The organism is Paenibacillus sp. J2R1T-4, from assembly GCF_059692235.1.
Map to the genome: position 1 here is coordinate 36,728 of NZ_JCAUBA010000027.1, position 20,993 is coordinate 57,720.

Sequence of the window (20,993 nt, forward strand, 5' to 3'; positions counted from 1 at the left end):
TGGAGGACAAGATGGTGAAGAAATTTGCAATAATCGGCTGCCAGCATGCCCATATTGCTCAATTTATTGCTGAGATGCTGCACGCAGGGTACAGCTGTGCTGGTATTTACGAAGCGGAAAACATAGATTTGACAGAACAAATTGCTAATCAGTATCAATTGAATATTGTCACAGAACGGGAGTCATTGCTCGAGGATGACGTGCAGATTGTCGGATGTGCGGATATCAGTGACCAAAAAATCGATATTATCGAATTATGCGAGAAATACGGTAAACATATCATGCTCGATAAACCTGTAGTCGTGAATGAACAGGATGTATGGAGATTGGAGCAAGTCATAATCAGGGATAAGATCCAGATTGGATGTTTGTTTGCAGCGCGTTATTATCGTTCGGTCCAAACCTTGAAGCGCATGATTGATAATGGAGATTTCGGTCAATTGCTGCATGTTTCCATGCGCAAGCCACATCGTCTTTCCCCTTCGTCCCGGCCGGAATGGCATTTTAACAGGGCAAGCAGCGGAGGTATATTAATAGATTTGCTCATCCATGATTTTGATTTAATGCGTTGGCTCACAAGCAGTGAAATATCGGAGATGGATGGGTTTGCAAGCAAGAGTATTCTGCCGGAGCATCCTGATTTCTATGACTTGGTCTCTCTTCAAGTAGCGATGGAAAATCAGGTTACTGCACAGTTATATGCAGATTGGCATACACCGGGCAAAAGCTGGACGTGGGGCGATTGCCGCATATTCGTAACAGGTACGGATGGTTGCGCGGAGTTAAGGATGGAAGGCGATCCTGCGGTGGGGAAGGGGGATTTGATGTTCCAAGTAACGACCAACCAGGCTTGGCATCAAGTTGAGCTTTCCAATGTTGAGGACTCGGCTACAAATGACTTTATCCGTAGAATTGTGGGCGAATCCAGTCATATTTCGCACAAGGATATTGTATGTGCATCGAGAGCAGCCGTAAGAGCAGATGCGCAAATAAAGCGTTATTCCATATACAGCTAGGTTAATTTTCAATAGGAGGTTAGGAAATGAGTAATAACCACAAGCTTGCTATATTCGGGGGGCCGAAGGCGGTAAACGAACCAGCGGGTGATCTGTTTACCTGGCCGATTATTACGCAGGAAGACGAAGAGGCAGCACTTGACGTATTACGCAGAGGAGCCATGTCTGGTATAGGAGTTACCCAACAATTCGAAGCTGAGTTTAGTGAATGGTTAGGTGTTCCATACACGCTAGCTTTCAACACAGGAACTGCCTCCTTGCAAGGGGCTATGTACGGCTGCGGGGTCGGTGTTGGCGATGAAATCATTTGTCCAAGTGTGACATACTGGGCCTCCTGTTTACAAGCATTTTCACTGGGAGCGACTGTTGTATTTGCGGATATTGATCCGGTTACGTTATGCATTGACCCCAACGATATCGAGAATCGAATTTCAGCTCGCACTAAGGCCATCGTTGTAGTGCATTATATGGGTTACCCTGCGGATATGGGGCCGATTATGGATATAGCGCGGAGACATAACATCAAAGTAATCGAAGACGTATCACATGCACATGGCGGCATATATAAAGGGCAAAAGTTAGGCACGATTGGAGATGTAGGCGCTATGTCGCTGATGACGGGCAAAGCGCTTGCCATCGGTGAAGGAGGGATATTGGCAACGAATGATCGGGATATATATGAGCGGGCAATCGCTTTCGGTCATTACGAACGTTTCGGTGCTGACTTGAAGAACGAACAATTGAAACTTTACAGAGGGCTTCCTTTAGGTGGATACAAGTATCGAATGCATCAGGTCAGTTCTGCGGTTGGACGCGTGCAGCTCAAGCATTATGACCAAAGACATGATGAAATTGCCCGCTCTATGAACTATTTTTGGGATTTGTTAGACGGAGTGCCTGGTCTGCGCGCCCATCGAACGGAACGAGGTTCTGGGAGTTTCAATGGGGGATGGTATGCACCGCATGGTCATTATCGGCCTGAAGAATTGGGTGGGTTGTCAGTATCCCGCTTTTGCGAGGCTGTAAAGGCAGAAGGCGTTGCTGCTTGCATACCTGGTTGCAACAATCCCTTGCATCTGCATCCGTTGTTCACGGAAGCGGATGTATATAATCACGGCAGGCCGACCCGCATTGCCAACAGTGACAGAGATATCCGGCAGTATAAAGGGGATTTGCCCGTAAGCGAAGCGTTTCCCGCCCGCGTGTTAGGCGTGCCGTGGTTCAAACATTATCGTCCGGACGTTATTGAGCAATACGCACTTGCCTATCGGAAAGTAGCGGAACATTACACGGATTTACTAGAAGGTGACAAAGGAAATCCCCCAGTCCTTGGCGGATGGAATTTATTCACAAATCGTTGATTTGTTCGTGGTCGGAGGAATGAGGAATGGTTCCAACAAAGTTGGGCATAGGCGTATCGGATATTAGTCCACCGTTTGCGGTTCCCCTTGCGGGATTCGGGTATCGCCAAGAGAAGTGCTATGAAACAAAGCACCGATTATATGTACGTGCATGGTTGTTTGTTCAAAGCGATGATGAAGGAACATTATCAAAAGCGCTAATGATTCAAGGTGATCTGATTTGGTGGGGAAGCGATCAAATGGAGAGGATGTATACAAAAATTAACAAGGATTGGAATATTGAACCCCATTCTATTATTTTTCATGCATCCCACACCCATGGAGGCCCGCAGACGACAGGACACTTTAGTGAATTACTGGGACGAGTTGATCAGTTGTACATCGAATTTCTTGAACAACAAGTATATGATGCCATAGCGAAAGCCCATAGAAATGCGGAGGAAGTCACTATTCAGAAAGGAGGTGGATCCTGTGAAGGCTTGAGCATAAATCGCAGAAAGCTGGTAAACGGCATCATGCTGGGAATACCGAATCCCGATGGGATTAATGACACTGAGGTAACGGTGATCAGATTTTTATCCGGCGATGGAGGAACAAAAGGGATCCTGTTTCATTTCACCTGTCACCCAACAACAACAGATTCTAATCTGGTAACCTCAGAGTTCTGTGGGATGGCAATGGAACGGCTGGATCAAGAGATGGGTTGGGGAGTCAGTTGCTTCATGCAAGGATGCTGTGGAGATATCCGCCCTGCCCTGATGAATGAGAATGGTTTCTATAAAGGTGATGACGAAGATGTAAGACGGCTGGGGAACCAGTTGGCGGAATCCGTGCTTGAGATATTGAGGAAGCCTATGCAAACCGTTGAGGCAAGTCGGATCAGCACTTGGGAATCCCGATTCGAACTTCCGTATCAGACTGTACCCGAAATGTCTGACCTGCTTCCATTATCCGATGACAGCCCTATGATTGCCGCCTGGAAAAAATCGCTTCTTGCTGATCCCGGCAAACTTCTGCCTCATGCGAATCTGGAATTAAGGCTGCTGTCTATAGCCAAGGAAGTTGCGTTCCTGGCGATAAATGGCGAGGCTGTAGTCGAATATGGAATTTATATCAAACGGCTATCGAAGGGGAACGTAATTCCGCTTGGCTACAGCAATGGAATGATTGGTTATATTCCAACAGCCTCCCAGATTACAGAGGGAGGGTATGAAAGTGACACCTCCATGTACTATTTCGGATATCCTTCACCGTTTTCTCCTTTGATTGAAGCGGAGATTCGAAATGGTTTGGCACAACTTCTCAACAATAAGGAATGGAATGATTCAAACAGCAACCTGGTGGTGGAAGGAGAGGCTAATGTTGAAATTCGGCGTTGCTAAAGATTTGATTACACCCAATATGCCGACCTTTATGGCAGGATATGCAACCTTTTACGATAAACCGTACACAGGCATCCATGACGACTTATATGTCAGAGCTTTATTGCTAGAGGATGAACGGGAGCGTATATTGCTTATTTCGCTCGATTTGTTGTTTCACGACACAATCCTTACTGAGCAAGTGCAAGCCTATGCTTTTCACAAATACGGAATGAAAAAGGAGTGTGTGTTTCTGTCCTATACTCATACGCACAGCGGACCGGCGGTCCGGGGATATGACGATCACAGTCAACATTCCGAAGCGTATGAGCTTTTTTTGGCGGAGCGCGTGATAAGCTGTATCGACCGTACATTCGCTAACCAGTTTGAGGGCGTTATAGCTTATGGCGCCGTGGAAGGCGATTGGAACATCAATAGAAGGCGTCTTGTCGATGGGAAGATAGAAGGCAGTCCTAATCCTGGCGGTGAGAAGGATGACATGCTGCATATATTGAAAATTTCCGATCGTTCCGGCAGCATCAAAGCTATTATGTGCAACTATGCTTGTCACCCCGTGACAGTAAGGGACACGATGGTTTTGTCCAGCGACTTCCCAGGGAGAATATGCCATCTTCTCGAAGCTGAGTTTTTTGGGTGTACCGCGATTTTCTTCCAGGGAGCCGGGGGCAATACACGACCGAAAATAACCGCAAAGGGAAATAAATTCGTTACCTGCACATTCGCAGAGATGGATGACATGGCACGGTCGATGACCCACCACATGAAAAGCCTCTTCTATACTCCCGGAGCCCTTGCTCCGTTCGAGATGAAGCTTTCTGTTCGCCAATTTAAAATCGCGCTCGAATTGGAACCATTCCCATTGACTCACATCGCGGCGGTTGCCGACGGATTGGGATTATCGGGATTGAAGCGAATTGCCGCCGAAGTGCTGCGACAGTACGACAGCTTGCCGAATGAAGTTCAACTGCCGGCAGGAATAGTGCGATTGAGCGATGGTCTTTACATCGCTTACATGGGAGGCGAGCCATGTTACGAAGTGAAGCAAAAGCTGGAGGCTGTATTTGCCGGCAGACGTCTGATGTTCCTTGGCTATGCAGATTCGACGGCGTATATTCCAGATGACAAAATTATTGCAGAAGGCGGTTATGAGGCTTCTGATTCGGCCTTGGAATACGGTCTGAAAGGGGGCTTCAAACCGGGCATTGACCGGAGAATTGCTGCAGCATTCAGCAATAACATCCCGGATTGATAAGGTTTCACGAGAAGCTCCAGTTATAAGCAGTAGGAGGGAAACCGATTCCCCCCACTCAATTGTATAGGAGGCTGTCTGAATGGTGAAAACATTGTCTATGAAAACCATCCTTTATATCATAGTAGCTATATTGGTGCTATTGGCTGCGATTAGTCCCGGAAATATTATTCAAGTCCAGGCTCAGGTAGTGCCGGGCGATATTGTTCAAGATTATATAGTGAACAAGAACTACAACGGGGTAAGCGATTATGTTGACAAGACATCTGATTTAAGGGAAAAGGATAAGGAAAAGGATAAGGATAAGGATAAGGAAAAGGATAAGGATAAGGATAAGGATGTATCCGGTTTGACACAGGGAACTATTGTGACGCGTTTCAAAACCTCAGACACTGGGACAGTTGCCAAAGCATTAATTTGTGCTTCCAATACGTCAGTTGCTTCGAGTGACATTTGTTTATCGCTGCTTACAGGTACATTGAATTTTGAAGTGAATCAAAACGGAAGCAATCTTACAACTATTAATGGAACCGGTTCCTATAATGATGGCTATTGGCATGTTGCAGCCATCACTGTGGATGGCTCCGGAACCAAATTGTATGTGGATGGAGAATTGAATGCTTCAACCGCTTCCACTGCATTTTTCTCAAATGTATCTTCGAAAAACGGAATGTGGCTGGGAAAGAACGTGAACAGTTCAGGTTCGAAGTCGTATTACGCTGGAGATATAGAGAGAGTTACAATCTATAATCGCGCATTGACTTCAACTGAGGTTCAAGAGGTCTCCATCCAGTCCCTAGTAACCAATATTGCAGATGAGACTGCATATACAGAAAGCGCTGTTCACGAACAATTCAATGTAATCGTCGGGTATCTGAATAGTGATACAAGCCCAACGAGCGGAGCGATAGGCAACTGGGGGGTTAGCTCGCCTGTCGCGATGGATTATCAGAACAGAAGCGTGGGAATGGATCTGCAAAACTCGAAAAGTGTGAGTGAAGTGTATTTACGGGACACCGATATCAGCGCAAGGGGTACGGGAGCAAATTATTCTTTGTACAAGAGCGATGACAATGTTACTTACTCGCCAATAACAACCTTCACCTTCAGCTCCAGTACAGAAGATGGAAAGCTTGTTCATCGGTTTAGCTTCAGCGGGGTTACAGCACGATATATCAAAATTCATACGTTATACACCGATGCCAGTTATACTTTTTTGCTTAATCCTGTTCAAGATAGTGTGAAAGCTTTCGGAAAGGGTTACAGCAGGTGGTCAAATGTGAACCTGACAGCAGGTTATCTGAATAATGATACAAATCCAACGAGCGGAGCGATAGGCAACTGGGGGTTTAGCTCGCCATTCGCAATAGATTACCAGAACAGGAGTGTAGGCATTGATCTCTTGACCCGGAAGAATATCAATGAAGTGACTCTGTGGGACACCGATAATAGCGGAAGGGGCTCCGGAGCCAATTATGCTTTGTACAAGAGTGATGATAATAGTACCTATTCGCCAATTGAACACTTTACTTTCAGCACCAGCTCGGAAGACGGTAAACTGGTTCATCACTTCAGCCTCAGCGGAGTTACGGCGCGTTATATAAAGGTCCATACGTTATACAGCGATACCAGCTATACCTTTGTCCTGAATCCTGCTCAAAAGAGTATAAGGGCATTCACAAGCAATCTGGATGGCTGGACTAAACTCAACAGCATTGTCGGTTATTTGAATAGCGATACAAGTCCAACGAGCGGGTCTGTCGGCAACTGGGGCACTAGCGCGCCAATGGCTATGGATTACCAGAACAGAAGCGTAGGAATTGACCTGCAAAGCTCGAAAAGAGTAAGCGAAGTAGTTTTGCAAGACAACAACAACAGCGGTAGGGGCTCGAGAGCAACGTATGCTCTGTATCAGAGCAATGACAATATCACCTACACACCCATTTCAGATTTCGCTTTCTTCTCCAATACGGATGCAGGAAGGCTTGTCCATTATTTGAGCTTCAGCGAAGTTACGGCACGGTATATAAAGGTGCATACATTGTTCAGCGATGCGAGCTATACCGTGCTGCTCAATCCGAATCAGAATAGCATTTCAGCTTATGAGAGCGGATACAGCAGTTGGAAGAATGTCAGCCATTTGTGGGACGGAAGCACAGTAACGGACGAAGCGGTCGATCTGGATAATTCGGCGGGCTATGTAGAATTTGATTTCGGTTCTGTAAAGGACATCCAGCAGGCGCGTTTTATTGAGGATAATGCTGGCGACAATCAGGCAACGGAATGGAAGGTACAGCAATGGAACGGGCTCGCTTTTGTTGATATATTTCCGTACGTAAGCTCGAACACGAACCAATGGCAGATTCAAACATTTAATGTCGCAACGAATAAAATTCGCCTTTTTGTCCGAAATACGAATTCGGGAGGGCGTCCTGCGGCTTCCGAGTTTCAAATTATGGCGCCTGTTCCGCAAACAAATATTGCCGATGGCTCAACTAAGGACACGGACAGCGGCTGGACGGATGTCAGCCATTTGTGGGATGAGAGCACGGTAACAAACGCAGCTTACACCCTGGATCCCGAAGGCTACATCGAATATGATTTCGGTTCGGAAAGAGTACTTACCGAGGCGCAGTTTACGGAGAGCAATGTCGGAGACAGACAGGCTACGGATTGGAAAGTACAGCAATGGGACGGGGCTGCGTTTGTTGATCTGTTCCCGTACGTAAGCTCGGATACCGCTGAGCGGCAAGTACAGTCACTGAACGTCTCTACTTCCAAAATTCGGCTTTTTGTAAGAAATGTAAATCCATCCGGGCAGGCTGCTGTTTCCGAGTTTGCCGTCATGTCGGCGAATACGGGGATTAAGAACCATACGGCATGGTCTTCAGAGGGCAGAGATAAATGGGTATCCAATGGTATTGGTGCTATTCCTAATGGAACCTCGATTCCACGACTCCTGCTCTTAACCGAACTGGAGGATGCGAGTGACAGCTTCCTGGCCATGGCGTATTCCTTCAGTGATGATATGGGCGCAACTTGGTCGGCAAGAAGCTTGCTCTATCAGAGAAGAATTATGCCGGACGGCTTTCCGGGAATACTGTGCAACCCGATTCCGGTTTATCACGCTGCTAGCGGAAAGGTTATCATTTTTGGAGTTATCGTAACCTATGACGGAAATACTCAGGTGCATCAATATCCCGGTTATGCGTATTATGACCCGGCAACAGATGCTTTCAGCAGTGATTTTTACATTATGAGCTACCCTGCTACTTATGCTAGTTCGGGAGGCGCTATCCCCTATATAGCGGACAATGGAGATATTTACTGGCCGGCCAGAGTTGCCAGAGATGCTCCTTACGAGACATACAATAGTGTAAGGATTGTAAAGGCTGCCTTTGACGGCACGACACTCTCTTATGTGAGCCAGAGTGATGCAATCTATGGAACCAGCTTATTGGACGGTAGTGGCGGTCGAGGCGGAGGCGAAAGCCATTTGACAAAATACAATAATGTTTATTATTTGGCAATAAGAGATAACCCCGGTTACCAGAATAAGACAGCTACTAGTACAGATTTATCCACGTGGAGCACACCTGTTGATTTGGCATGGGACAACGGGACGCTAGTATCTGGCGCGAGCAACACGCAGATGAGATGGGTGACGCACAGTGATGGCTTGTACCTGGCCTACACGCGGAACAGCACGGATCCGAACAACTCCTCTGTATACAGGAATCGTGCTCCGCTATGGCTAGCCAAGTTTGATCCTGCAACACAACGGATTATTAAGAACACCGAGCGCAACTTGATCAACATGAATGGCGATAAACCCATGGCGGCAGGTTTCTCGGTAACCAATGCTACAGCGGAGGCTTCTTTCCTCGCGAATTCCGAATATACATCCGGCAGAACCTTGGTGGCAAGATTGGAATGGAATACACCCAATGCGCTAGAAACAGCAGGTACCACCTCGTATATATTGGATGAACCATGGAATAGCTTGACGGGGTGGACCAAATCAGCGAACCCGGGCATCTCTCCTTCAAATCAACTGAGAATTTACTCCACGGACGGAAGTTCTCAAGCTGTATACAGGACGGATAAGAGTATCCCGGGGGCCTATACCCTCAAATGGAAGGTAAAGGTAAACAGTTATGCTGCTGCTGCTAATGGTACAAGTGTCTTAAGAATATATGACGGTTCACACTTGCTTCAACTGGGAGTGGAGAATGGCGGTCTTATGGGCTGGGACAACACGGGTTCGTGGACAAACAAACAAGTGTTAATCAACGATTATAAGTGGCATGAAATCCTTATTTATGTAATGAACGGCAGAGCAGAGGTCCTCCTGGACGGGGAGTCTCAGTTCACCTATAACATGTACGGCAATAGCGGTGCAGACCGAGTAGAGCTGTTTTCAACAAATGGGGATTTCAATTCAGACTACTTAAAGATTTGGTAAATTCATAATACCTGAAGGGAAGTGTACTGTTATGGCGAACATAACGCTACACTTCCTCTCTTACATAAATATAGGAAACAAAGGGGTTGCGAACCATGAAGCTTGGTATTAGTTCATATTGTTTGTCACGGTTGACCAGAGCTAAAGAAATGTCGATACTGGACGTGGTAGAATGGGTTGCCGCGCAGGGCGGTCAACATGTTGAAATTGTTCCTGCTGGTACTGAAATGATTGACGATTCGGGGATGGCTGAAGCGATTCGCCAGAAAGCGAAGGAAGCCGGCATCGAGATTTCCAATTATGTAATTGGCGCCAATTTTATTACAGAAGATGATGCCGGCTACGAAAGAGAAATAACAAGGGTCATGAGTGAAGTCGATATCGCTAACCGTTTAGGTGTGAAGCGGATGCGGCATGATGTAGCTTCGCGTCCGATTCATGAAGCGACTATTGTTCAATTCAACAAGGATCTGCCTAAATTGGCTGAGGCCTGCGCCAGAATTGCTGATTATGCTTCTCAATATGGAATTACGACGAGTGTTGAAAACCATGGCTATTATGTGCAAGGAAGCGAAAGAGTGCAAAGTTTAGTTGCGGCGACGAATCGTTCCAATTTCAGAACAACACTGGATATAGGCAATTTTATGTGCTCGGATGAGAATTCGGTTACAGCGGTAAAACGGAATATCAGTATGGCTTCGATGGTTCATTTAAAAGATTTTTATCTCAGACCGTCCTATCGAAATCCTGGGGAAGGTTGGTTTAAAACGATAGCTGGAAACTATTTGCGCGGTGCGATTGTGGGACAGGGGGACGTTGATATGTGGGAGGTACTTCGTATCATCAAAGCTTCCGGTTATGACGGCTATATTTCTATTGAGTTTGAAGGTCTGGAAGAATGCCGCAGCGGAACAAAAATCGCATTCGACAACGCTCGGCGCATTTGGAATGATGTTTAACACTTGTTGGATATATGTAAAAAGAGGGCTATCGCCCTCTCATTAAATTCAAGATATGGAGCAGAAAAGTCCTCCTCCTCATGAACCCGTGGATCGATAGTGCCTTACCCCGAAGTGCCATACAAGCAGGCAGGGGAGGATGAAAACAATTCCCGCGATAGGGGATAGCATATAGAGTATGTCATGATCGCCAGTCCGATCGAGCAAATACAAGAGAGGCAAGTAATTGACGCATCCGAACGGGATGATGAAGGTGAAGAAGCGGGTTACCCATTTCTGATATATATTCAATGGGTATTGCGACATCTCTCTACCGCCGTCGGTGAAGATATTCGCTACCTCCAAGCCTTGAATCGTCCAGAAGCACAATGTCGCGGCCAGCATAAAGATCCCTGTGAAGATAAAAATTCCGCTGATGATCATGAGCAGCAGGGTGAACATTTTCAACAACGTCCAATCAATCGGCAGGTGGATTATCGACCAGACTAACATCAGTAAGCTTTGTGCCAATCTCCCGATTCTGGTGAACTCGAACTTGGAGCCCAACACTTGAACAACCGTGCTCCTGGGCCTGACTAGCAGTCTGTCGAAATCACCTCCCGCGACCAAGGACGAAAAGGCATCAAAGCCCCGCGCCAAACACTCGCTTATCGAGAAAGCCATATGAATAACCCCGAACGCAAGCGTAACCTCGAAAAAGCTCCATCCTTTGATCTGACCGAACCGCTCGAACATGAAGTACATCCCGGCAAATACCGAGAAGGGAATAAAGAACTGTCCAATAGACAATAACCAGAAGGAAGTGCGGTATTGCATCTGGGATTTGAGCAGGATCAGCAAATATTTGAAATATAGAATCATCTCTTCTCATCCTCCCTGTACGACGACTCTTCGCAGTCCTCTGCGGAGCAGCAATTGGCCCACTATCACTACAGCGACCAGCCATCCAACCTGTGTACACATTCCAATCAGTGCCTCACCCGGCGGAATATTGCCTGAATACAGACGGAACGGAAAATCCAGGGTTAAGTGGAAGGGCAGCGCATAAGCGATGGTCTGCATCCATGTTGGCATCAAGGGGATCGGGATGATCATGCCTGCGAAAAACTCTCCGAAAACCCCAAAGATCAGCATGGAACCCATCGGCGAGAGAGTCCAGAAGACGGAGATGTAGATCAGCATAGAGATTGCAACTAGAAGCAGCAACCCAATCGCAACTGCTATTAGAAAAAGTACAAACGTAGTAAAGCTCGGCGGTAGGCCCAGATTGTAGGGTTCTGGCAAGAAGAACACAACGATCAGAATGGGAAAGCAGCGCAGCAGAGCACTTGCTATGCGCGTAGCGATAAGCTTGGAGTACCAGAATCCGTAGATACCTGTGGGACGGCATAATTCATAAGCAATATTGCCTGTAGTAATCAGCTGGAAAAACTCATTGTCGCGAAACCATAAGGCAACAAAGGCGAGCAAGGCTTGCCTGAGCCAAGTGTAGGTTGCGAGCTCTTGAAGCGTCATCGGGGGTTGACCTGCAGCCTGGCTGTAGAAAGCTTCGAAGATCATGATGAAGATGAACCCGAAGAAGAATTGGGTCGCGATTCCTGCCAAGGCGGCCGACCGATACTGCATGCCATTCAGCAGGCGAAGTTTCAATACGGACCAGTATGGTGTCATATACGGTACTCCTTGTACAGCTGGACAATGATCTCTTCAATCGGCTGCGCCTCTACCGCTACGTCAAGGAGCTCCACTCGGGATGATAGCTGAGAGATGATATCCGAGATCATGACCTGCTCAGTATCGACACTAAGCACCGCTCTTTCCGGCGACCAAGATAGAATGCGGGTACCTGGAAGGAGGAGCGGGTCAGTCGTTTCGCGATAATCGATTGTGATCGATTTGCTGGTGTGAAAGCGACTGCGCAAAGCGTTCAGGCTGCCGTCGTACAACAGAGTACCGTTGCCAATTAGAAGAATGCGGCTCGCGAGCGCTTCAATATCGTTCATATCGTGAGTGGTGAGGATAATGGTGACGCCCTTTTCCTTGTTGATAGTCTTGATGAATTGTCTAACGGCGATCTTGGAGATGGCATCGAGCCCAATGGTAGGTTCGTCTAGAAAAAGAATCTGGGGGCTGTGCAGCAGAGAAGCTGCGATTTCACAACGCATTCGTTGGCCCAGGCTTAACTGGCGGACCGGGGTGTGGATGAGGTTCTGTAAATCCAATGTTTCTACAATCAAGTCCAGATTGGCTTTGTACTCTGCCTGCGGAACCTTATAAATATCTCGCAGCAGTTCGAAAGAATCCATAACAGGAACATCCCACCAAAGCTGTGTTCGCTGTCCGAATACAACTCCGATGTTCTTTACATAAGGAACTCGTTCCTTCCATGGGGTGTACCCCATAATGTTGCAAGTGCCGCTGTCAGGGACCAGAATTCCACTCATAATCTTAATGGTGGTTGATTTCCCAGCGCCATTCGGCCCGATATACCCTACAATCTCGCCCGGTTGGATGTTGAAAGAGATATCAGTCAATGCATGGACTTCTGTGTGCTCGCGAACGAATAATGCTTTTGCCGCCTGCACCAGTCCGGTCGTGCGTTTGGCAACCTTGAACGATTTGTTCAAACCTTGAACGGATATCACTGGCCTTCTGCCTCCTATCAATTGATTTATGGAGCCATATTATTGTGCATGAGAGGGAGGTGTGTGATCAAGGGGGAAAATGAATAGTAAGAAAAGTTTCGTGAAATAATAAAAAATAAGAACACTTGTTCTTGTTTACAGATTGAGGTAAAATATAACTACAATTGAAACTTGGGTGATCATATTACCTATCCTTTCATAGAGACTTTCCTGGGAAAGTCTCAGGAGGTGAGGCCATGGAAGTAAAAGACGCTCTAACGATCATGTTCTTGTTTGGGATGTTTATCCTTGCTCTTTTAACATACATTCATACGAGTAATAGGAAAAAGTAAAAACCCACCCTAAGTAGATCTGCCTGAGGTGGGTTTTCGTTCCTATTCAGACTTAGAGGGAAATATACCATCCAAGCCAATTGTACGGATCAAGTGTTCGAGCACTTGGTCCTTTATAACTATAATGATAGCATAATCCTTTTTGTGCTTCAATCTTTGTTGAGGGGAACGATTGTTCTATTTGTTGTTGATGGTAAAATATAACTAAAATTTCTAGTAACAACAAGAACAAGTAAAAACCCACCCTCGATTTCCAGCCTGAGGTGGGTTTTCATCCCTTTGATGACTTAGAGGGAATATACCATCCAAGCCGCCAATTGTATCGACCAAGTGTTTGCAGCACTTGGTCTTTATTAATTAAGATACCATAATAAATTTGTTGCCTCAACATGATGTGACTACTACATTACATTAGAGTTTGGGCTGGTTGAACAGCCTGGTAGCAGGTGCATAATTACTGCCTCAGGAAAGCTTATCCGTTGTGGCGGGGGTGCCGGGAATCGTAAGTACGCAGCACCATGCGGTCAAATGGAATGATTTGCAGCGTCTTGAGCAATTGTTTGCTGAGAATGAAGGGAAAATCGCTGCCCTGATCGTCGCTGCCGACTATCGAACATGGCAGATGGACAAACGTTTTATCCGGCGATTCGAAAGCTGACACAGAAGCACGGTTGTCTGCTCATTTTTGACGAGATCGTTACAGGGTTCCGTATTGCGACAGGTGGAGTGCAGCAATATTTTGGCGTCGAGCCTGATTTATCTGTTTTTAGTAAAGGGATCGCCAACGGCATGCCGCTTTCGGTTTATACCGGGAGGGAAGAGGTGATGGCCTCATGCGATCGAGGGGGAACTGTAATTTCTTCCACATTCGGAGGAGAAACACTTCCTTGGCCGCTGCGGCTGCTTGTATTTCAACCTATACCACACACGATGCTGTAGGACATCTATGGGAGCAAGGAAAGCAGATGTGGGTAGGGCTCAATAGTCTTTTTGAATAATATAGGATTCCGCTGGAAGTCAAAGGCTTTTGGCCTTGCCCGGCTATTATGCCTGCTGACCCGGCAAGAAGCAAGAACTCGATCGATTTTTTCGTATGGCATACAAGCATGGCGTATCGCTTTAGGGACAATACATCCTACTGGAACTTTAGACAAATTAGGCTGCCGATGGATCTTACCTTAAAAAAAACCACTTTCAAAATTATCGATGATAGACACCTTTCTTCAAACCTCCTATATTGTGAATCAGGCGCCTAATCAATCTTTGCTAATAAACGGAAAGGGGGATTTATGAATAAATCTAATCAATCGTTGGCTGTCGCAAAAACGTCTTCCAGAATTCCTAACCACCCAACAAGTCGCAACAGGGCAGGAAAAAATTTCAAGAAAAACTGGCAGTTGTACGTATTGATCTCACCGGTCATAGTATACTTTTTTGTCTTTCACTACTTGCCTCTATATGGTATACAAATTGCTTTCAAGAATTTTATTGCTACAAAAGGGATTTGGGGTAGCCCTTGGATAGGTTTCGATCACTTTGAACGTTTTTTTAACAGCTATTATTTTGGTCTCTTGATTCGCAATACACTTGGCATTAGCTTGTACAACCTTGCATTAGGCTTTGCAACACCCATCATTCTAGCCTTAATGATTAATGAAGTATCCAGTAAATGGTTCAAGCGAATTGTGCAAACGGTAACATATGCACCCCACTTCTTATCTACCGTTGTCGTTGTGGGTCTTCTCTTTATTTTCCTCAGCGCCGATAAAGGAATTGTGAATCATATCATTCAGCTATTCAACGGAAATCCGGTATCGTTTATGACGGAGCCAGCATGGTTTAAAACGGTTTATGTTTTCTCAGAGGTATGGCAGCAAATGGGGTGGAGCTCCATTATTTATTTGGCTGCATTAGCCGGCGTTGATCCCATGCAACTTGAATCGGCCAAAATGGACGGAGCTAGCCGATTACAGCGAATCTGGCATGTGAACTTGCCAGGCATCCTACCCACCATTACCATTCTTTTTATCTTAAATACCGGAAGCATCATGAGCATAGGTTTCGAAAAAATTTACTTGATGCAAAACAGCTTGAATTTGGAAAGTTCCGACATTATTTCAACTTATGTGTACCGAAGCGGTATTCTAGGCTCTCAGTACAGTTTCACAACAGCAGTAGGATTATTTAATCAAGTGATTAATTTCATCTTGCTAATTAGTGTGAACCGAATCTCTCGAAAATTTAGCGAAACCAGTTTATGGTGATGTCGAAACATTAGATTTAACTTTGCTGCTACTAAGTAACTGTTACGAAATAAAGTCCCTGCCATTTGGCTGAAAGAGCCAAACAGGGCGGTAATTTCGCAACAGTTACTAAGTGGAAAGGAGTATCCTATGCAGTCCATACGCGCTCAAAAAGATGGCCGATTATTCGATATGATCAACTATTGCTTGCTTTTCCTCATTCTGATTGTAATCCTTTATCCTCTTCTATATATTATTAGTGCTTCTATTAGTAATCCGGGAAAGGTGATATCAGGGGAAATGTGGCTATTTCCAAAAGATATGACATTGAATTCATATTATAAAATATTCCAGAATCAAGATATCATGAGAGGCTACTGGAATACGATTCTTTACACAGCAGTTGGAACATCCATTAATATAGCTATGACGGTCTGTGCAGCTTATCCGTTATCCCAAAGAGACTTTCTGGGCCGTAATGCCATCACTTTTTACATTATGCTTACAATGTTTTTTAGTGGTGGTTTAATTCCGACGTATCTGCTCATCAAGCAGCTCGGTATGCTCAATTCATTCTGGGTCATGGTCATTCCGAATGCAGTTGCCGTTTGGCACATTATTATCATGAGAACCTTTTTTCAACAGAGTATTCCAAATGAGCTGCATGAGGCCTCATCCATGGATGGCTGCTCGCACTTTCAAATGTTGTTCCGTATTATATTGCCATTGTCACTCCCCGTTCTCGCTGTGATGGTATTGTTCTATAGCGTTAGTCACTGGAATGCATATTTCAATGCACTTCTGTATTTGTCGGATCGATCAAGGTACCCCCTGCAGCTGTTTCTGCGGGAAATCTTAATACAAAGCGAAGTACAGGACATGGTGCAATCTGACGCTTCTTCTTTACATGAGCAAATGTTGCAAAAAGAAGGTATCAAGTATGCCATCATTATGGTGGCCAATCTGCCGATGCTGCTGTTATACCCGTTTTTGCAAAAGTACTTTGTAAAAGGAATGCTCGTAGGAGCAATAAAAGGTTAAACTATGATAGGGAGGTCTCTAACCATGAAGAAATATATGAAAATCATCTCAACAACGATAACGCTTTCAACTGCAATTGCCACTCTATCTGCTTGCGGTGCATCTGAATCGGATCAACCAAAAGCCCCTGTAACCACCAACGCGGACAAGGTTAATTCTACGGGTATGCCTATCGTCAAGGAACCTCTAACATTAAAGATATTTGCTGGAAAATCCGTCTATAACGCAGAATTCAAAGATATGCTCTTATGGAAGGAATATGAAAAGCTTTCAGGAATTCATGTGGAATGGGATCTGGTTCCTAACGCCACAATTACAGAACGAAGAAACCTCACCCTTGTATCCAATGATCTGCCTGATGCCTTCTATGCAACGGGATTACCTACTACAGATTTGATCAATTACGGGAATCAAGGTGCCTTCATCCCTTTGAATGGACTTATTGACAAATATGCCCCTAATTTGAAGCAGCTCATGGATAAGTACCCGGAAATTCGAAAAGGAATTACGATGCCCGATGGCAACATATACTCGATGCCTCTGATATTCGATCCGGAATTTACGTCTGTTTTGGCCCAAAACAAATTTTGGTACAATAAAGACTGGGCGCAAAAGCTCAATCTGAAAGATCCACAAACAACAGAAGAATTATATCAGTTTCTTAAGAAGATAAAGGATGGAGATCCCAACGGCAATGGGAAACCGGATGAAGTCCCCTTGGTCATTTCGAAATTCGATATATTTCTAAATTATATTAAAGGCTCGTGGGGGTTAGGAACAAAGGGAAGTAAACATAAATTCGTCGATATTGACCCAAAAACGAATGACTTGCGATTTATTCCGATTGAATCCAGGTACAAGGAATTGCTTCAGTACACTAACAAGCTTTACAGTGAAGGATTAATCGACAAAGAAGCGCTTACGATAAATGTCGAACAAATGAGCGCCAAATTCTCAAATAATCAGGCAGGATCTACGGTTACTGGCAACCCTGTCGTTTACAAAGCCGAAGAGACATTTATCCCCGGCTCGGTTCTGGCAGGTCCATACGGTGATAAGCTGTTCACATTCGTTAACCCATCTGTTGTTATTACCGCTCCTTTTGTTATTACAAAAGCAAGCAAGGAACCTGAAGCGCTGGTACGCTGGATGGATTACTTCTATGGAGTTGAAGGAAGCCTACTCTTCTTTATGGGTAAAGAAGGAGTAACCTTCACAAAAACTTCTGAGGGAAAATACACGTTTGTGGATGATATCAACAAAAATCCTAAAGGCCTGACCGTACCGCAAGCTGTTGGTCAACATCTCGTGTATCCAGGTTCATCCTATCCAGGTATCGTTAGACAACAATATTTCCAGGGCGGGGAGGCCATGGATAATGCTGTTAAGGCAACCGAGAAATTGAAACCGCATTTAATTAAAGAAGTATGGCCTGATTTCACCTACACTGTTCAAGAGAATGAGAGAATGATCGCTCTTTCTAACGATATTCAGAACTATGTGAATCAAATGCAGGATAAATTCATAACCGGCGCAACGCCTTTTGATCAATGGGATAGCTACATCTCCACTATCAAAAAGATGGGTCTGGATGAATACATGAAGTTATATCGTTCTGCATATGAAAGATACAAAAAAAACTAAAGCTCTGCATCTGGCATGAGAGTGCTAAGGACGTACCTCAACTCAAAGAGGTACGTCAACCCCTTTCATAACTTTATAACTTGTTGCTTTATGGGGAGTGGTTTACATATGAAAAAGAGCAGATCAAGAATTCTTTCCAATTTTCCATATCTTTCGTCCAGATTTTATAAATTTTTATTTTCTTACTTAACTATTGTTATAATTTTATTAGTCATTATGGGAATCGTTGTGTTTGGCACCTTTATGTCTACTTTAAGAAATGAAATCGAACAATCGGTTATAGTCTCCTTAAGTCAAATTCGGCAATCCGTTGACACCCGGACAAAAGAAATAGAGCGTATTGCCCTGCGAATCTCAAATAACCCTGCACTGACACCATTTATGGTCCAAAATGGAGGCTACAATTATTATGAAACGGTTGAGCAACTAAAAGAGTACCAGTCCACTAACACCTTTCTATCCGATATCGTTCTTTACTATGGAACAAATGATAATGACATGATGTATGCTGCAAGCGGAACTTATTCTACAGACTCATTCTTCAATTATGTGTATCATTTTGCCACATGGACCAAGAAGGATTTCCTGGATCGCCTCACCAAAACCACCTATCCCCAAATGCGTCCTCCAGATCTTGTTGATATAAATGGCAGGATTCGCGGGGAATATGCCGTCTATCTGTATCCAATTCCCTTTCACTCTACTTTATCTAACGGAGTTGTCATGTTCCTTGTGGAAGAAAGCTCATTCTCTGACTTATTCGGTAACTTTTTGAAATCGTACCAAGGAATCAGCATGATTCTGAATCCCAACGGAGAACCGATCATGACCTTAAAAAGCAAAGAAATCGAGATTTCTGGAACGGATTTATTAAATTCCTTCTCGTTTGATACGATTAAAGATACGATCTCAACGGTTCAAATCTCTAATAAACAGTATTCTTTGATTAAACTGACCTCCGAGTATAATTTGTACACATATATTACTCTAATACCGACCCATCAATTTTTAGAAAAAGCGAACAAGACCAGTAGTATTTTTAGAAATATTATGATTTTGATGCTTGTGATTAGCTTACTGCTAGGAATTTTGTTCTCCTTACGTCACTATAGACCCTTGCAGAAGCTTGCCATAAATATACGCAATCACTTGAAATTAACGGATACATACCCTACCGGTGATGAGATTCTTATTATAGACCAAGCCTTTGGTGAGGTATCGCAAGCCAATGAAGGGCTTAAGGATCAGTTGAAGAGTCAAGCAAGTATTCTCCGGGAGCAAGCTTTATACACGCTCTTAAAAGGAAATGTGAAAACCGAGGCTAAATTAAGTGAGCTTAGAAATTTGGCTAACCTTCAGCTGGATAAGCCTTCATTTGCAGCTATGATCTTCCTTATTGACCATTTTTCGCAGTTCGAGAGTAACAATTCCGCACATACACAAGATATTTTTCGGTATAGTTTAAAAAACATTGTCGAAGAATTGTCCCTACAATTAGGGATAGGTTATGCCCTCGAAATGATCGATGGACACGGCATCATTGTATTAATTAACATGGAAGAAGCTTTATCGTCTAATGATCTGGTTGTGTTAGGAAATCGAGCCAAGCACGTATATCGTGAACATTTCAAAATTTCTTTAACTGTAGGTATTGGACGAATATATAATAGAGCTACCGAGCTTTATAAGTCATTTTTAGAAGCAGGGCAAGCGGCGGGGTATCGATTTATTAGAGGTGGGAATCAGGTGTTTTTGTATGAAAATACGATAACTCTTTGGAAAGATACACCCCGTTACCCTATAGGATTGCAAAATCAGCTCGCGATCTCCATTAAACAGGGGCAATCTGATGAAGCAAATAGGGACATACGATCCATCATGATATACATTTCTCAAGAACAAATGCCTTTACAGACTGTAGAATATATATGTTTTGATATTATCAATACGATTATCAAGACTGTTATTGAAATGAATATTGAGCTGGACACTGAAATGATGCGAACACTTGAGCGTTTATATGCCCAAGGCTTCGAGACGATGGAATTATTAGAACAGACAATTCTAACGTTTTGCGTGAAAGCATGCGATAGAATTACTCACCAAAGGGAAAATAAAAAACCTCAATTATTCTTGAATTTAAAATTGTATGTGGATAACCACTACCGGGATCAATCGATCACACTGGATCACATAGCTGAACATTTCGGGTTGTCCGCATCTTACATTACAAGTTTCTTCAAAGAGCTTAATGGCGAATCCTTGATGCGGTATGTTGATAATCTTAGAATGGAAGAAGCTAAAAGACTTTTGAGGGAAACAAACCTCTTAATGAAGGATATTATTGAACATTGTGGGTATGTCGATCCTTCCAATTTTATTAGAAAATTCAAACGATCTGAAGGCTTAACCCCAACACAATACCGTGAGGTAAATGGCAAATAACCAGCCAACTCACAAATTGAGTAGGACGGGGAGTCAGTAATGGCCAAATTGTGTATCATAGAGGCTATTATTTCTGCAAGGAGCTGTTATTCGCGGCGGCTAAGGAGATGGGCATGACCGCTCAATTGAAAAAACATCCAGGCCTGAACAGGGAGTGATGAGAAGAACAGCCAATTACTTTTCAATCATTCTTTCCGTTGACGTGTAATCC

16 protein-coding genes are annotated in these 20,993 nt (G+C 44.4%); 13 read left to right on the plus strand and 3 right to left on the minus strand.

Translation table 11 applies throughout. The features are described from left to right. The first annotated feature begins 11 nt into the window (after window positions 1–11). The 6 genes from AC58QD_RS29525 to AC58QD_RS29550 all read left to right on the plus strand — a co-directional run bounded on the left by AC58QD_RS29525 (window position 12) and on the right by AC58QD_RS29550 (window position 10,432). Window positions 12–1,016 carry a Gfo/Idh/MocA family protein gene (locus AC58QD_RS29525; protein WP_497338627.1) on the plus strand — a complete coding sequence of 335 codons (1,005 nt, stop codon included), beginning with the start codon at window positions 12–14 and terminating at the stop codon, window positions 1,014–1,016. 26 nt (window positions 1,017–1,042) lie between these two features. Next, a complete protein-coding gene (locus tag AC58QD_RS29530; protein WP_497338628.1) occupies window positions 1,043–2,377 on the plus strand; it encodes a DegT/DnrJ/EryC1/StrS family aminotransferase in 1,335 nt (444 codons plus the stop codon). A gap of 26 nt (window positions 2,378–2,403) precedes the next feature. After that, window positions 2,404–3,759, plus strand: coding sequence for a neutral/alkaline non-lysosomal ceramidase N-terminal domain-containing protein (locus tag AC58QD_RS29535; RefSeq protein ID WP_497338629.1), 1,356 nt, complete (start codon window positions 2,404–2,406; stop codon window positions 3,757–3,759). After that, window positions 3,737–5,008: a neutral/alkaline non-lysosomal ceramidase N-terminal domain-containing protein gene (locus tag AC58QD_RS29540; RefSeq protein ID WP_497338630.1), complete on the plus strand. Its 1,272-nt coding sequence runs from the start codon at window positions 3,737–3,739 to the stop codon at window positions 5,006–5,008. The genes AC58QD_RS29535 and AC58QD_RS29540 overlap by 23 nt, the downstream gene beginning before the upstream one ends. 82 nt (window positions 5,009–5,090) lie before the next feature. Beyond that, on the plus strand, window positions 5,091–9,473 hold the full coding sequence (locus AC58QD_RS29545) for a discoidin domain-containing protein (protein ID WP_497338631.1): 4,383 nt from the start codon (window positions 5,091–5,093) through the stop codon (window positions 9,471–9,473). A 95-nt stretch (window positions 9,474–9,568) separates the two neighbouring features. Then, a complete protein-coding gene (locus AC58QD_RS29550; RefSeq protein WP_497338632.1) occupies window positions 9,569–10,432 on the plus strand; it encodes a sugar phosphate isomerase/epimerase family protein in 864 nt (287 codons plus the stop codon). A 78-nt stretch (window positions 10,433–10,510) separates the two neighbouring features. On the opposite strand, the gene AC58QD_RS29555 is transcribed toward AC58QD_RS29550, so the two are convergent. From AC58QD_RS29555 to AC58QD_RS29565, 3 genes are read right to left on the minus strand one after another with little or no spacing between them, the layout of a single operon-like run. Then, complete coding sequence (locus AC58QD_RS29555; RefSeq protein ID WP_497338633.1) at window positions 10,511–11,293, minus strand: ABC transporter permease; 783 nt, start codon at window positions 11,291–11,293, stop codon at window positions 10,511–10,513. A 6-nt stretch (window positions 11,294–11,299) separates the two neighbouring features. Continuing rightward, window positions 11,300–12,103, minus strand: a complete 804-nt coding sequence (locus AC58QD_RS29560; RefSeq protein ID WP_497338634.1) for an ABC transporter permease — start codon at window positions 12,101–12,103, stop codon at window positions 11,300–11,302. After that, on the minus strand, window positions 12,100–13,077 hold the full coding sequence (locus AC58QD_RS29565) for an ABC transporter ATP-binding protein (protein WP_497338635.1): 978 nt from the start codon (window positions 13,075–13,077) through the stop codon (window positions 12,100–12,102). Before AC58QD_RS29565 ends, AC58QD_RS29560 begins: the two co-directional genes overlap by 4 nt. Before the next feature lie 278 nt (window positions 13,078–13,355). Between AC58QD_RS29565 and AC58QD_RS29570 the strand changes: the two genes are divergently transcribed. The 7 genes from AC58QD_RS29570 (at window position 13,356) to AC58QD_RS29600 (ending at window position 20,782) form a co-directional block, all read left to right on the plus strand. Continuing rightward, window positions 13,356–13,409: a hypothetical protein gene (locus tag AC58QD_RS29570; protein WP_497338652.1), complete on the plus strand. Its 54-nt coding sequence runs from the start codon at window positions 13,356–13,358 to the stop codon at window positions 13,407–13,409. A gap of 481 nt (window positions 13,410–13,890) precedes the next feature. After that, a complete protein-coding gene (locus AC58QD_RS29575; protein WP_497338636.1) occupies window positions 13,891–14,067 on the plus strand; it encodes a hypothetical protein in 177 nt (58 codons plus the stop codon). Then, window positions 14,025–14,348, plus strand: a complete 324-nt coding sequence (locus AC58QD_RS29580) for an aminotransferase class III-fold pyridoxal phosphate-dependent enzyme (protein ID WP_497338637.1) — start codon at window positions 14,025–14,027, stop codon at window positions 14,346–14,348. Before AC58QD_RS29575 ends, AC58QD_RS29580 begins: the two co-directional genes overlap by 43 nt. A 350-nt stretch (window positions 14,349–14,698) precedes the next feature. Beyond that, window positions 14,699–15,673 (plus strand): ABC transporter permease, encoded by a 975-nt coding sequence (locus AC58QD_RS29585; protein ID WP_497338638.1) that lies wholly within the window; start codon window positions 14,699–14,701, stop codon window positions 15,671–15,673. 129 nt (window positions 15,674–15,802) lie between these two features. Next, the gene (locus AC58QD_RS29590) at window positions 15,803–16,693 is read left to right on the plus strand and encodes a carbohydrate ABC transporter permease (RefSeq protein ID WP_497338639.1); all 891 of its coding nucleotides are present in this window, start codon (window positions 15,803–15,805) and stop codon (window positions 16,691–16,693) included. 24 nt (window positions 16,694–16,717) lie between these two features. Beyond that, window positions 16,718–18,337 (plus strand): extracellular solute-binding protein, encoded by a 1,620-nt coding sequence (locus AC58QD_RS29595; RefSeq protein WP_497338640.1) that lies wholly within the window; start codon window positions 16,718–16,720, stop codon window positions 18,335–18,337. Window positions 18,338–18,445: 108 nt separating this feature from the next. Next, window positions 18,446–20,782 carry a helix-turn-helix domain-containing protein gene (locus tag AC58QD_RS29600; RefSeq protein WP_497338641.1) on the plus strand — a complete coding sequence of 779 codons (2,337 nt, stop codon included), beginning with the start codon at window positions 18,446–18,448 and terminating at the stop codon, window positions 20,780–20,782. Window positions 20,783–20,993: the final 211 nt, after the last annotated feature.

Coding starts and splice junctions, on each gene's coding strand:
- AC58QD_RS29530 (WP_497338628.1), top strand. CDS start 1,043: ATGAGTAATAACCACAAGCTTGCTATATTCGGGGGGCCGAAGGCGGTA.
- AC58QD_RS29555 (WP_497338633.1), bottom strand. CDS start 11,293: ATGATTCTATATTTCAAATATTTGCTGATCCTGCTCAAATCCCAGATG.
- AC58QD_RS29590 (WP_497338639.1), top strand. CDS start 15,803: ATGCAGTCCATACGCGCTCAAAAAGATGGCCGATTATTCGATATGATC.
- AC58QD_RS29600 (WP_497338641.1), top strand. CDS start 18,446: ATGAAAAAGAGCAGATCAAGAATTCTTTCCAATTTTCCATATCTTTCG.
- AC58QD_RS29580 (WP_497338637.1), top strand. CDS start 14,025: ATGGCAGATGGACAAACGTTTTATCCGGCGATTCGAAAGCTGACACAG.
- AC58QD_RS29525 (WP_497338627.1), top strand. CDS start 12: ATGGTGAAGAAATTTGCAATAATCGGCTGCCAGCATGCCCATATTGCT.
- AC58QD_RS29585 (WP_497338638.1), top strand. CDS start 14,699: ATGAATAAATCTAATCAATCGTTGGCTGTCGCAAAAACGTCTTCCAGA.
- AC58QD_RS29545 (WP_497338631.1), top strand. CDS start 5,091: ATGGTGAAAACATTGTCTATGAAAACCATCCTTTATATCATAGTAGCT.
- AC58QD_RS29560 (WP_497338634.1), bottom strand. CDS start 12,103: ATGACACCATACTGGTCCGTATTGAAACTTCGCCTGCTGAATGGCATG.
- AC58QD_RS29540 (WP_497338630.1), top strand. CDS start 3,737: ATGTTGAAATTCGGCGTTGCTAAAGATTTGATTACACCCAATATGCCG.
- AC58QD_RS29595 (WP_497338640.1), top strand. CDS start 16,718: ATGAAGAAATATATGAAAATCATCTCAACAACGATAACGCTTTCAACT.
- AC58QD_RS29550 (WP_497338632.1), top strand. CDS start 9,569: ATGAAGCTTGGTATTAGTTCATATTGTTTGTCACGGTTGACCAGAGCT.
- AC58QD_RS29535 (WP_497338629.1), top strand. CDS start 2,404: ATGGTTCCAACAAAGTTGGGCATAGGCGTATCGGATATTAGTCCACCG.